10 protein-coding genes and 1 other annotated feature are annotated in these 13245 nt (G+C 42.5%); of the genes, 4 read left to right on the forward strand and 6 right to left on the reverse strand.

Features of this window, described 5'->3' with window-relative positions; all coding sequences use genetic code 11:
• Positions 1–157 precede the first annotated feature (157 nt).
• Entirely contained in the window at positions 158–451 is a 294-nt protein-coding gene (trpR, locus tag F0229_RS12805; RefSeq protein ID WP_010434864.1) for a trp operon repressor, read from the forward strand.
• A gap of 128 nt (positions 452–579) precedes the next feature.
• On the opposite strand, the gene yjjX is transcribed toward trpR, so the two are convergent.
• From yjjX to F0229_RS12835, 6 genes are all read right to left on the reverse strand, one after another.
• Positions 580–1101: an inosine/xanthosine triphosphatase gene (yjjX, locus tag F0229_RS12810; protein ID WP_010434866.1), complete on the reverse strand. Its 522-nt coding sequence runs from the start codon at positions 1099–1101 to the stop codon at positions 580–582.
• Positions 1064–3442: a bifunctional diguanylate cyclase/phosphodiesterase gene (locus F0229_RS12815; RefSeq protein ID WP_171732982.1), complete on the reverse strand. Its 2379-nt coding sequence runs from the start codon at positions 3440–3442 to the stop codon at positions 1064–1066. Before F0229_RS12815 ends, yjjX begins: the two co-directional genes overlap by 38 nt.
• A 334-nt stretch (positions 3443–3776) precedes the next feature.
• A complete protein-coding gene (pheA, locus tag F0229_RS12820; protein WP_010434870.1) occupies positions 3777–4952 on the reverse strand; it encodes a prephenate dehydratase in 1176 nt (391 codons plus the stop codon).
• Positions 4953–4964: 12 nt separating this feature from the next.
• Positions 4965–5086: a sequence feature (Phe leader region), on the reverse strand.
• 110 nt (positions 5087–5196) lie between these two features.
• Entirely contained in the window at positions 5197–5532 is a 336-nt protein-coding gene (gene raiA, locus F0229_RS12825; RefSeq protein ID WP_004735034.1) for a ribosome-associated translation inhibitor RaiA, read from the reverse strand.
• Positions 5533–5955: 423 nt separating this feature from the next.
• Positions 5956–7380, reverse strand: a complete 1425-nt coding sequence (locus tag F0229_RS12830; protein ID WP_367613543.1) for a transporter substrate-binding domain-containing protein — start codon at positions 7378–7380, stop codon at positions 5956–5958.
• A 140-nt stretch (positions 7381–7520) separates the two neighbouring features.
• A complete protein-coding gene (locus F0229_RS12835) occupies positions 7521–8249 on the reverse strand; it encodes an outer membrane protein assembly factor BamD (protein ID WP_017059363.1) in 729 nt (242 codons plus the stop codon).
• Between the two features lie 137 nt (positions 8250–8386).
• Here F0229_RS12835 and rluD point away from each other — a divergent pair, with 137 nt between their 5' ends.
• The 3 genes from rluD to clpB all read left to right on the forward strand — a co-directional run bounded on the left by rluD (position 8387) and on the right by clpB (position 12820).
• A complete protein-coding gene (rluD, locus tag F0229_RS12840) occupies positions 8387–9361 on the forward strand; it encodes a 23S rRNA pseudouridine(1911/1915/1917) synthase RluD (protein WP_171732983.1) in 975 nt (324 codons plus the stop codon).
• A 2-nt stretch (positions 9362–9363) separates the two neighbouring features.
• Positions 9364–10104, forward strand: a complete 741-nt coding sequence (pgeF, locus tag F0229_RS12845) for a peptidoglycan editing factor PgeF (protein ID WP_171732984.1) — start codon at positions 9364–9366, stop codon at positions 10102–10104.
• Positions 10105–10246: 142 nt separating this feature from the next.
• The gene (clpB, locus tag F0229_RS12850) at positions 10247–12820 is read left to right on the forward strand and encodes an ATP-dependent chaperone ClpB (protein WP_171732985.1); all 2574 of its coding nucleotides are present in this window, start codon (positions 10247–10249) and stop codon (positions 12818–12820) included.
• Positions 12821–13245 lie beyond the last annotated feature (425 nt).

The following is a 13245-nucleotide window of genomic DNA, read 5'->3' on the forward strand; positions in this document are numbered from 1 at the left end:
TTTAAAGCTGAGTAATATAAAAGGCAGTGAGTTCGAACCATTTCCACTTACTGCTTTTTTGCATTGGATCAAAGTTAGTGTTTCGGTATAAAGTGTTAAACGCTTTCAATCGTTAAGCGGCTACTTCAAGCCAAAATTTAAAAGTAAGTGTAGATATATGGCATCACAACCTGAATATGATAATTGGCAACAACTAATGGATTTGGTAAAAACAGCGGCTGAAAAAGATCAGCATGAGCTGTTGTTGACCATGATGATGACATCTGATGAGCGAGATGCTTTGGTTGCTCGAGTGAATATCCTTTGTGAACTCATGAAAGGTGAAATGTCACAGAGACAGGTGAGTCAAATGTTAGGAGTGGGTGTGGCGACTATCACGCGCGGTTCAAACGAACTAAAAGCTAAATCAGAACAAGAGAAAGCTGCTATTTCGGGGTTGCTACTCAAGTAAGCCCTTAAAACAGCACACTTTAAGAATTCGATAAAAACGCTAACTACAAGTTAGCGTTTTTTGTTTCTGACTCACTCACTTTTTATCTATCGAATCTAAATGTTTGATAAAAATGCTTTCAATGAAATCTAGCTAGGGAAGTGTTCTGGGTTAACAAATGGGATCAGCGCTAAGATCAAAGCTTGATGATACACAGAACTTCGAGATAGTTGATTGTGTGTAAGTAAGCCAATTGCGCCGCCCTTTTGTTTTATGTTATCCGTTCCGAAGACTTCATCCATTACGTCTCCTAATTCATTCGCATGCTGGAGTTTATCAAGCACAACAGGTGGTAGCATTAAGCTTGCAGAGCGAGACTCGCCACGTTGACCATTTGCTTCAATTATCATCCAAGCAAAGGTAACGTTGCCTTCAATTCCAGATTCTAACCCAACATGAAAATCTGCATTTGGCAGTTCTTGGATTGCATTGTTAACGCGATTTAGAGCGCCTTGATAAGTCTCATCATTGCTCATCGGTTGATCGGACACTCCACTAGGGACGCTGATACCTTTGAATTCGAATTCAGAATCAGGAAAAGCAGAAAGGAATGCACTTTTAACGGCGTTTATTTTAGCTGGGTTCAGCGACGCAATGACGACGGATTTCATGTATTGGATTCTTTTTGTTGTCGATTAAATTGAGTTGGTGTAGTCGATACCATTCGTTCAGTTCTTCCAATGGCATCGGTTTACCGAAGTAATAGCCTTGCAGCATATCGCACTGCGCATCTTGCAACCAGTGATGCATGCTTTCGGTTTCGATGCCTTCGGCTGTGACCTTTTTGCCTTGAGCATGGCATAGCCCGATAATCGGTTTTACTATGTTCTGATTATCGGTTTCAATTAAGGTGTCTAAAAAGACTTTATCTAGTTTGATTTTTTGAGTCGGATACTGCACCAGTTGAGTGATCGAAGTATATCCAGATCCAAAGTCGTCAATCGCTAATCGATAGCCCATTAGCGAGAGTTGGTTGAGTAACGGAAAGCCTTGTGAATCTGAGTAAAATGTTTCGGTTATTTCGAAATCAATCAAGCTAGGTGGAATTTGATTAATATCAGCATGTTCTTTAATGAAGTCAGCAAGGTGCGTCGTTTCTATCCCTGCAGAAGATAAGTTAATTGATAGCTGTACCGAGTGATCAAATTGAGCCTGAAGTCGATGAAAAGACATGAATGCATTTTGAATTACCCAACGGTCAACTTGTTCGAACAATCCAGTTTGTTCAGCAATTGGAATGAATTCATCAGGTGGAACTAAACCAAGTTGTTTCGAATCCCAGCGCAATAAAACCTCAACACCAATAATATGGGCTCCGGTTGAATCCATATAGGGCATATAGACGAGTCTAAATTCGTCATCAAAGTTCTTGTCTCTGAGTGCTCGCTCGATGTTTGCTTGGCGTTGAATTACTTTGTCTAAATCTCTTGAATAGTCAGCAAATTGGTTTTTCCCCGCACGCTTGGCTTGGTACATCGCAGTATCCGCGTTGGACAGTAGCTTCTCGATTGAGTTGCCATCATTAGGGTAGGTCGCAATACCAATACTGACCGTGATCGGAAAGCTGCCTGATTCGGTGACAAAACCTTTTTGCAGTGGAGTCAGTAAATCATTCGAGAATCGATGCGCGACATTTCCTCGGTGACTAGGAGCGTTAATGTAGACAACGAACTCGTCTCCAGAAAGTCGGGCTGGCATACAATGAGCGTCGAACTCCTCTTTATAGTGACGACAAATATCTGAAATACGCTGAGCAAAAGAAACCAGAATCGAGTCGCCGATTTGATGCCCGTATTTGTCGTTCACAAACTTGAAGTTGTCCAAGTCAAAATAGAGAACCCAGGTTTCGGTATTCGAACTCGGTTTTGGCAACGATTGCTGAACGAAGGTTTGAAACTGATGCCTATTGGCTATTTGGGTTAACTGGTCATTTTCGGCCAAGAGCTTGGTCTGTTGGTAGGTGTTATCTAACTCTTGGTACATGTCATAAAAACGCTGTGATAGGCGGCCAAGCTCATCACGAGTGCCCAAGCGTTCGATGTTCTTACGTTGTTTTTTTTCGACTTGCTGTAGCTGTCGATCGAGCCGCGTTATTGGAGTAATCACAGTGCGAGACAGAAGCATGAGTAGAAGAGCGACAGTCACAAACGCAGACAGGGCAAACGACAAACTCAGCTTGTTCCAAATTGAATCGAGCTTGTTTTCTAATAGGAATTGCGCCGGATCGACCGTGGCGTACAGTTCTGGAGCAAGCTTGACTGAGTGGGTGACATCATTTTCCAAAGAAACCGCTATGGATGTGAAGAATAAACTGGTTTGGTAGTCGAACTCTATCTGTTTTCTCAGCGCATTAAATTTGTCGAGAGAGACCGAGACTACAACAAAAAAAACATCATTGAGTGGGCTGTTTGTGGATGGAGCAACGGCTTTTTTACCTAGCATATCATAGTGAACCAACATTCCTTCTCCTTGAGAGTTTTGGATATAGTTGGTGCTCGATGTTGCTAATGTCTCTTGGTAATGTTGATCAACAAATTCTAATATCTTAGTGTCAATCTGAGCTCTAACATCATTGCTATTGTCTGCGTAGTAATTGAGCTTTCGATCACCATTGAGGATCGCTAAGCCAGTATAACTTTCATCACCATCCTGCAATACATGTATGGCTTTTCGAAGATTACTAACCAATTCAAGATCGCGAGATAAACTCTGTTCGGTGAAAAAGTACCGCTTAACCATATCACTTTGAGTCAATGTGTAAGAGTAGCTATTGAGGAAGGCGCGAGACTGTCGAAAATGCCCGGCTAACTTTTCCATATTCAGTTGAAGTGCGTTGTCTTCGCGTTTGATGAAGCTGCTTTTCTGCGTTGAATAGATAATATAGTTAGAAGCCGCGGTACTGATCAGTATCACAGGAGTTATCAGTAGTAATATTTTAGTACTTAGCTTCATAGTTAATGACAACACTATTTATAAATTAAGCAGATGATTTTATGTTACTTAATGCTTGCTCGCTATTAATTGCACTTAGTTCGATGCGTTCCTGTGAAGGGAATTAGATTTTCGATTTATTGTTGGAAGTTTTATCAATGAAGATGGAGTGAATGAAGCTGTTGATTTGGTGAAGCTAGAAAGGTTTGATAGCTGACAATAACCTGCTAACGAATAACTAATTGAGATATAACAAAATATTTTTGTACGTCATTTGGTCGAATCGTTATTACGTTAGCAGTGATGTTATTTTACTTAGTGGTCTATCATAGGCCAAATGCTAGTCACGTCATGCTCACGACAACTTAACTTGAGTCGCCTTAATGTTTTCACTTGGGTAGCATCCCAGTACTTTCAGGTGACGGGTAATGGCCGTTAGTTCAGTTATCGCTTGTTGCATGTTATCTGAATCTAGGTGCGCCTCTAAATCAACATAGAACATCTCTTCCCAAGGGTTTCCCATGATAGGACGAGATTCCAGCTTGGTCATGTTGATACCTAGACGTTGCAAAATAAGTAGTGTCTCCACTAGGGAGCCAGCTTCTTGAGATGTCGACATAATCAACGTTGTTTTAGCTGGAATTTGAGTTGAAACCTCAACGGGTTTGCGAGCTACAACGATGAAGCGAGTATGGTTCTCTGTTTGGTTTGCAATATTGCCTTGGATAGGCTGCAGGCCGTAAAGCTTACCACTAGACGCATTACCAATAGCGGCAACATCATCACCATCCAGTTCTTTTACTTTCTTCATTGCATCTGCTGTGCTTGCACAAGATTCAAGACTCACGCCTTTTAAGCGACTCAAAAACTCACTGCATTGTTGATGTGGCTGTGGGTGTGAATAGAGTGTTTTGATGTCTTCTAAACGGATATCACTTTTCGCAACAAGGCAGTGCTCAATAGGCTGAGAAAGTTCACCAACGATGTAAAGAGTCGTGTGTTGTAGTAGGTCGTAGACTTCGTTAATTGACCCTGAGCTGGTGTTCTCAATAGGCAATACACCGTAGTCAGCATGGCCAGATTCTACTGTTGATGCTACTTCTTTGAAGTGATTACAGTTTAATTCAATCAACTCCATATTCTTACGGCTAAAATATTCACGGCTCGCCAGATGAGAGTAGGAGCCTTTAGAGCCTAAGAATGCAACGCGAGCCAGTGGCTTACGGCTTTGTGGATTCGCCAAATTTTGCAAGTATGACTGTTGCAGTAGAACGGAATCTTCAATGATTGTGTGAAACAGTTTAGTGATGTACTGCGCATCAAGCTCATATTTATCTTTACCATTGTTGATGAGCTTAACCAGAAGCTGCTGCTCACGAACAGCATCGCGTACAGGCTTTGATGTTTCTACTTTGCTTTTCGCAACTTCGATACTGAGTTTGCGACGTTCGGAAAGTAAACTCAGCAGTTCGTCATCTAAATCATTAAGACGAAGGCGGATATCATCCAGTGAAATTGAGCGGTCAGTCATAAATGTGTCCTTATAAAAAAGCCTCCCTAGTGTGGGAGGCTTCTTGTTCGTTTTTGACTTGTTTTTCTAAAACGACTCAGCCTCCGATTTACGGAAGAAAAAAGAAGTCAAAAATAAACAAAGATTGAGTGTGCATAAAAAGTGATTGTTTTATGAATGTTTAAACACAATAAGCAAGCGAGCTACGAGCGTCAAGCAAAAAAATAGCGCCCTGAGGCGCTATTTTTTAATCTGTTCTCTTTCCTTATTCTACTTCAGCTTCTAGCTCTTCGATTTCAGGCTTTTCAGCGCGGCGCGCTTCTGGTTTATGGCGTAGCTTGTTGAGTTGACGCTCTAGTTTTTGTTCTACTTCGTTGATCGCTACGTAGAGGTCGTCATGGATTGATGAAGCAACAAGTTGGCCTTTTGGTACGGTTAGTACCGCTTCAAATTTCTTCTTCTTGTTTGGTTCTTCGCTAAAGCTCGCTTGGCAGCCAATGATGTCTACTTGCCATTTATCTAGCTTTTTAAATTTGCTTTCTATGTGATCACGGATTGCAGAGGTAATGTCGATGTTTTTACCAGTGATGTTCATTTTCATAGAAGTTTTCCTCTGTTGTATCCCTCATGGGTTAACTTCAGATTACGACTTTTAGGAATAAAAAATGTGATCTAGATCTTGTTTTGGTTGGGTGGGATAAGCATTAAAATCAAATGTGATCTTACGCAAGTCTTAGTATCTTTTTGGCGAAAAATGCTTGTTATCCTTATGAAAAACGATAACTTGGAGGCAAGGCTTCGCTAAAAATTAAATCAGTTTTTAGGGGCGTCCTACAGCCTATGGAAAGTGCTTGATTGAAATTTACTCAATAGTGTTTTGTGATATAGGTCTTGTAATATAGGTCGCTACATAAGCTTCTTCAGAATTAGATAAACAAAAGCCGCATAAGTATTCTTATGCGGCTTTTGTGTTTTTAGCTTTACCTAATACCTTTGGCTCCCCAGCTCTGGGATGGAGGCGATCCTAGTCGTTAGTGTTCAGTAATCTCGCTGTGCCGTCCTCTCGGATAGCATTGATAGCTTGTAATTGTTTATAGATTACGAAGTAACGATTGATGTTGGCAACATAGGTTACGGGTTCTTTACTCACGTATTTGCGAGTGATGATTTCTACATTTTTAAACCAGATGTTTGGGTTGTAACCTTTCTGCTTGGCAATGCTCCTCATCTTTCTGATCTTAGCAGGACCAGCGTTGTAAGAAGCCAAGGTAAAGTAGATTTGATTGTCGGGTGATATTGCCGGGTCGTCAAAATATCGGTCTTTGATAAAGCGCATATACTTCACACCCGCATGGATGTTGTTATCCACCTTATGGATGTTCTTGATGTTGACGTTTTTATCTTTGGCGGTACTCGGTAATACCTGCATCACACCAATAGCCCCGCGATGAGAAATCCGGCTCTGATCCAGTCCTGATTCTTGGAAACCTTGAGCTGACATCATCAAAGGATCAAATTCATACTTGCGCGAATACTTTTCAAAGACATCTGAGAGTTTAGCTACTCGGTCTACTTTATTGGGGTTGAGTGCTCGGCCTAACCAGCGAGTATTGTCGATGTATTTCTGGTAGATGACATTCCCAAGCAGGGTGCCTGTTCGTGCGGTCTTGACGTATTTGTTTATCTCTTTCTTCAGTTGAGGGCTGTCTTTTCTTAAAGCCCAAGCAATACGACCATTTTCTCGTAAAGGTAAGTCGTTATGGACTTGAATGTTTTCCATTACATCGATCCAGAGCTTGGCTTTATGGTTATCCAGAATTGTGCCTTGTATATAACCTTGGTTAACCAGTTCTATCAGCTCGTAGTCTTGTAATGACTCCTCGATAAAGTGGACATGCAGTGGTGGTAAACCTAGCTCGTTAAGCTCCTTATTAACTCTTTGTACACTCTCGAAGTAACTCGAGCTTGCTCGTATCCACACCTCTTTGCCACTCAATTGCTTGATTTCGGTGATAGGTTCGGCTTTTTTCCCTGTGATAATGAGTTCTTTACCATCTTTAATCATCGGATCCGAAAAATCGATGGTTCGTAATCGTTTATCGGTGATCGTTAGGTTAGCGACAGCGACATCACCATAGCCAGACTCTAAAGAGGGAAGTAGATCATCTCGTTGTACGGGGATGATTTGAACATTGAGATAGGGATGTTTCTTACGAAGGCTTTTCTCAAAGTGGTAGAGCATTTCTGCCACGATGCCTTTTGGCTTGCCATCCTCGATGTAATAGAAACCAAGATCGGCAGACACTAGCACTCTAACCGTTCCTTTGGTTTTGAGCACATCCAAGTCACCCATGTAAGGCTTATTGCTTAATGGAGACAGTTCTAATGCGTAGGATAAGTGGCTAAATAGCGATATCCAGATAAATAATAACAACCTACTCACATCCACACTCCATGTTGATGTTTTGTTAAAAGTTATCTTTTGAAGATACCGTGTATTATGCGATCCATCAAGTTTGCGATATGTAGATGAAAAAAAGCGCGCTAGTAAATTAGCGCGCTTTTAGGATTGAGATGTAAGAGGTTTGATTAAGGTAGTGGGTTTAACTCAATCAACTTTTCTGTTCTTAACACAGCGTCATCTAGGCCGAGTTGTTGATAAGCTTTTAGCTGGATATCTAAAGACTTACGCGCAGCAATGGTGTCTGGGTAAGTTTTTTGCAGCTCTTGCGTTCTGTTGATCGCAGCAATCCAAGCTTCGCGGCGTAGGTAGAAATCAGCGGTTGCTAAGTCATACTCTGCTAGGCGGTTCTTAAGTGCGAACATGCGTTTTTGTGCATCTTCAGCATAAGGGCTACTAGGGAAACGTTCGAGTAGTCGCTTGAAGTCAGCAAACGCAAGTTTCACTGGTTCAGGATCTCGGTCACTACGGTCGATATTAAAAATATCGTGCATGAAGTTTCGGTCTTGCGCCATGTGCGTTAAGCCGCGCATGTAAAGAACCCAGTCTTGTTTCTCATGCGTTGGGTTCAAACGTAGGAAACGTGAAATGGTAGCGAGGCCAAGTGCCAAGTCATCATTTTTGTAGTAAGCGTAAATCAGATCGAGCTGTACTTGCTCAGAATAGGCGCCGAATGGGTAACGTGAGTCTAGGGCTTCTAGCTTTTCTATTGCTGAAAGCCAGCTACCGCTCTGCAGTGATTCTTGAGCGTCAGAGTAGAGAACCGATGGTGGTACATCTGGCACTATCTCTTCACTACTTGAACAACCAACCAAGAGTGATACGGCTAATAGACCCGATAAAGTAAGGTGTTTCATGTCAGGCGTCGATTCCTTGAATTAAATATTTCGTAAGCTTCCGTTACTTTCTAACCAGTAACAGATACAATGATGCAATTATTCTATTTTATCCATACTAATGGGTATTAGTCTCACGGTTTTTAAAAAAGTTCGATATGGCTCAGCAGATCACATTAACAGACACAGTAAAAAGCAGCCAGTTAGGTCAACGTTTAGACCAAGCTGTCGCTGAACTATTTACCGATTTTTCTCGCTCTCGCATTAAAGAGTGGCTTCTTGACGGCAAAATCCAAGTGGATGGCGAAGTTATTACAAAGCCGCGCGTTAAGGTTTTGGGCGGTGAAGAGATCATCTTGCAAGCTGAACTTGCAGATGAAGAGCGCTGGGAAGCACAAGATATTCCTCTAAACATTGTCTACGAAGATGATGACTTATTGGTTATCAATAAGCCTCGCGATCTGGTTGTACACCCAGGCGCAGGCACACCGGATGGAACCATACTAAACGCATTGCTTTTCCATTACCCACAGATTGCAGAAGTGCCTCGTGCAGGTATTGTGCACCGTCTTGATAAAGACACAACAGGTCTTATGGTTGTGGCTAAAACGGTTCCAGCTCAAACTCGTCTTGTGCGTGCTCTTGCTAAGCGTCGTATTACTCGTGAATATGAAGCAATTGCAATTGGCAAAATGACCGCTGGTGGTGTGGTAGAGAAAGGCATTAGCCGTCATGCAACTAAGCGTACCTTGATGGACGTGAATGAATTAGGTAAGCCTGCGGTAACTCACTACCGTGTTGCGGAGCACTTCCGCGAACATACTCGTATTCGTCTACGCCTAGAAACAGGTCGTACTCACCAAATCCGTGTTCATATGTCATACCTTCAGCACCCTCTGTTAGGTGATATTGCATACGGTGGTCGTGCACGTATTCCAAAAGGTGCATCTGAAGAGCTGACGACAATGATTCGTTCTTTTGATCGCCAAGCGCTGCATGCTGTAATGCTTAAATTTGTTCACCCTATTACTGGTGAAGAAGTTGAGTTCCACGCACCTGTTCCAAATGACATGGTTGTGATGGCAGAAGCGTTACGTGTTGATGCTCGCGAAAATCACGAAGACGACATTTAATCATGTCAATGATCATCCCTGACTGGAACGCTCCTCAAAACGTGAAAGCATTTGCTTCGACTCGTTTCGATGGTTGTTCTACAGGTGCTTATCAAGGGTTAAACCTCGGTATGCATGTTGGGGATGATGCTTCGCTTGTTGAAAACAACAGAGCCTGGCTCAAGCAACACGCTAATATGCCTGCCGCTCCGGTATGGCTACATCAAACTCACTCAACAGATGTCGTTACGGTTTTACACCCTACGGCAGATATTCTTGATGCTGACGGTACGTTTACCACAGCTAAAGGTGTTGTTTGTTCTGCGATGACAGCCGATTGCTTACCTGTAATCCTTACTGATACCAAAGGCACTCAAGTTGCAGCTGTTCATGCTGGTTGGCGTGGTCTTGCTGGTGGAATTCTTGAAAATGCCGTCGCAAAGTTTTCAAACTTAGGTTCAGAGAATAAGATCATTGCTTGGCTTGGTCCTGCAATAGGCAAACAAGCTTTTGAAGTAGGCGATGATGTGTTGGAAGCTTTCGTTAGTTTTGACTCTCAAGCTAAGCTTGCATTTGAAGCCAAAGCTGAACCGGGCAAATGGCTAGCGAATATGTCTCAGCTTGCAACGCAACGACTGAACAAAGTTGGTGTAACTTCTGTGACAGACTCTAATCTATGTACCTTCGCTGATGCCGATGCGTTCTATTCTTATCGTCGTGATGGTATTACTGGACGCCAAGCTACTTTTATTTGGTTAGAGTAACCTTTAGCTAGTGCAACCAGTCATCCAGCACAACTATATTTTTATATAAACTCTATTCTTCATTCCTATCCCTTGAAAATCCGCGTTACCGTATCCATCTTCTAACCATAAGATAAACATATCTAAGAGTAGGAAGGTTGGCATGCGTCTCGATCGATTCACTAGTAAATTTCAAATTGCGATATCTGATGCTCAGTCGCTCGCATTAGGTCGTGATCACCAATATATAGAGCCTGTACACCTAATGGTGTCGCTATTAAATCAAGATGGTAGTGCGATTCGTCCATTGCTTACCATGTTGAATATTGATGTGGTTCAGTTGCGTTCAAAGCTAAGCGAAATATTAGATCGTGTACCGAAAGTAAGTGGTATCGGTGGTGATGTTCAACTGTCGAATGCAATGGGTACTTTGTTTAACCTATGTGACAAGGTCGCACAAAAGCGTCAAGACACATACATTTCTTCGGAAGTCTTCCTACTTGCCGCAATTGAAGATAAAGGCCCTTTAGGTAACCTGCTTAAAGAGCTAGGCCTTACTGAGCAAAAATTATCTCAAGCTATCGAGCAGGTTCGTGGCGGTCAAAAAGTTGATGACCCAAATGCCGAAGACCGACGCCAAGCGTTAGAGAAGTTCACCATCGATCTGACTGAAAGAGCGGAGCAAGGCAAGCTGGATCCGGTAATTGGCCGAGATGACGAAATCCGCCGTACTATCCAAGTACTTCAGCGTCGTACTAAGAACAACCCAGTCATTATCGGTGAACCTGGTGTTGGTAAGACAGCTATCGTTGAAGGTTTGGCTCAGCGCATTATTAACAATGAAGTGCCAGAAGGTTTAAGAGGCCGACGCGTACTTTCATTAGACATGGGTGCTTTGGTAGCTGGCGCTAAATATCGTGGTGAGTTTGAAGAGCGTTTGAAGTCAGTCCTCAATGAATTGTCTAAAGAAGAGGGCAATATCATTCTCTTCATCGATGAAATTCATACTATGGTCGGCGCTGGTAAAGGTGAAGGCTCTATGGATGCCGGTAACATGCTAAAACCAGCGTTGGCTCGTGGTGAACTCCACTGTGTTGGCGCAACGACTCTTGATGAATACCGTCAATACATAGAGAAAGATCCAGCGTTAGAGCGCCGCTTCCAAAAAGTGCTTGTCGATGAACCAACGGTTGAAGACACGGTGGCGATTCTTCGTGGTTTGAAAGAGCGCTATGAACTTCATCATCATGTAGAAATTACCGACCCAGCAATCGTGGCTGCAGCAACACTATCTCATCGATACGTTTCTGATCGTCAACTGCCGGATAAAGCGATTGATCTGATTGATGAAGCGGCTTCGAGTATCCGTATGCAGATCGACTCAAAACCTGAGTCGCTAGATAAGCTCGAGCGTAAAATCATTCAATTGAAGATCGAGCAGCAAGCTCTTACCAATGAAAATGATGAAGCCAGTGAAAAACGCCTTCGAACATTACAAGAAGAGCTTTCTGACAAAGAACGAGATTTCGCAGAGCTTGAAGAAGTGTGGAATGCAGAGAAAGCCGCGCTTTCTGGCACGCAACACATCAAGTCAGAGCTAGAACAAGCTCGTATGGATATGGATTTTGCGAGACGTGCTGGTGATCTTAACCGAATGTCTGAATTGCAATACGGTCGAATTCCAGAATTAGAGAAGCAGTTAGATCTTGCGACTCAAGCTGAAATGCAAGAAATGACGCTGCTGCGTAATAAGGTCACTGATGCAGAAATTGCAGACGTGCTATCGAAGCAAACAGGCATACCTGTTTCTAAAATGCTAGAAGCCGAGAAAGAGAAACTTCTTAAAATGGAAGGTGTTCTACATAAGCGAGTTATTGGCCAAGCGGAAGCAGTCGAAGTGGTATCGAATGCGATTCGTCGTAGCCGTGCAGGTTTATCTGATCCAAACAAGCCGATTGGATCTTTCTTATTCCTTGGTCCAACTGGCGTTGGTAAAACGGAGTTGTGTAAAACACTCGCGAACTTCATGTTTGATAGTGACGATGCAATGGTGCGTATCGACATGTCTGAGTTTATGGAGAAACACTCTGTTGCTCGTTTGGTTGGTGCTCCTCCGGGTTACGTTGGATATGAAGAAGGTGGTTACTTAACAGAAGCAGTGCGTCGCAAGCCTTATTCAGTGATTTTGCTAGATGAAGTAGAGAAAGCGCATCCTGATGTTTTCAATATCTTATTGCAGGTGCTTGATGATGGACGCTTAACTGATGGACAAGGTCGTACAGTCGATTTTAGAAACACGGTAGTGATCATGACATCCAACCTTGGCTCTTCGAGAATTCAAGAGAACTTCAATACGCTCGACTACCAAGGAATAAAGAATGAAGTGATGGAAGTGGTAGGTAAACATTTCCGTCCTGAGTTTTTGAACCGAGTTGATGAAAGCGTGGTGTTCCATCCATTGGGTCAAGAGCACATTCAGTCGATAGCCGCTATTCAGCTTGAGCACCTTAAGATGAGAATGGAAGACAATGGTTATGAGCTTGAAGTTTCGGATAAAGCACTCAAGTTAATTTCTCAAGTTGGTTTTGATCCAGTATATGGTGCACGACCTTTGAAAAGAGCGATTCAACAAAGTATCGAGAACCCGTTAGCGAAAGCGATACTGGCAGGAAAAATTAATCCAGATAAGAAAGTGCAGCTATTAGTAAACAACGACCGCATTATTGCTCACCAATAGTTGAAGTAAGAACGGTAGGTACGATTGGCCGAAATTAAGGCTTAATCGTACCTATTTTAAACGCTTTGTGTGAATAGTGTTCGAACGGTCGCCGGTGGCGGCTTTTTTTCGTTTTTAGCCTTGTACAAAGGATTATTCTCTCTATAATGCGCCTCCGTTGCCAAGGATAACCAAGCGGTTTGAACTGAGTAACAAGACGGTGATAAGCATTTAAGATGCTTTGAAAAATTAGCTGGAAAAAGTGTTTGACACTGGAATCTAATCCGCTAGAATGGCCGTCCACTTCGAGAGGCTCCTTACTAAAAGGAAGGCTCAACAAGTAAAGCTCTTTAACAATTTAAACCTATCAATCTGTGTGGGCACTCGTTGATGAATATCAAAACGTTTTATCGTTAGATAAAACAGATTCTTCGGAATCAAAATTG

This window comes from Vibrio sp. AIC-3 (assembly GCF_013114515.1).
GTDB classification, from domain to species: Bacteria; Pseudomonadota; Gammaproteobacteria; order Enterobacterales; family Vibrionaceae; genus Vibrio; species Vibrio crassostreae_C.

Excerpts from the sequence above, each read along its gene's own strand:
- trpR (WP_010434864.1), top strand. The coding sequence starts at position 158 with ATGGCATCACAACCTGAATATGATAATTGGCAACAACTAATGGATTTG.
- yjjX (WP_010434866.1), bottom strand. The coding sequence starts at position 1,101 with ATGAAATCCGTCGTCATTGCGTCGCTGAACCCAGCTAAAATAAACGCC.
- F0229_RS12815 (WP_171732982.1), bottom strand. The coding sequence starts at position 3,442 with ATGAAGCTAAGTACTAAAATATTACTACTGATAACTCCTGTGATACTG.
- pheA (WP_010434870.1), bottom strand. The coding sequence starts at position 4,952 with ATGACTGACCGCTCAATTTCACTGGATGATATCCGCCTTCGTCTTAAT.
- raiA (WP_004735034.1), bottom strand. The coding sequence starts at position 5,532 with ATGAAAATGAACATCACTGGTAAAAACATCGACATTACCTCTGCAATC.
- F0229_RS12835 (WP_017059363.1), bottom strand. The coding sequence starts at position 8,249 with ATGAAACACCTTACTTTATCGGGTCTATTAGCCGTATCACTCTTGGTT.
- rluD (WP_171732983.1), top strand. The coding sequence starts at position 8,387 with ATGGCTCAGCAGATCACATTAACAGACACAGTAAAAAGCAGCCAGTTA.
- pgeF (WP_171732984.1), top strand. The coding sequence starts at position 9,364 with ATGTCAATGATCATCCCTGACTGGAACGCTCCTCAAAACGTGAAAGCA.
- clpB (WP_171732985.1), top strand. The coding sequence starts at position 10,247 with ATGCGTCTCGATCGATTCACTAGTAAATTTCAAATTGCGATATCTGAT.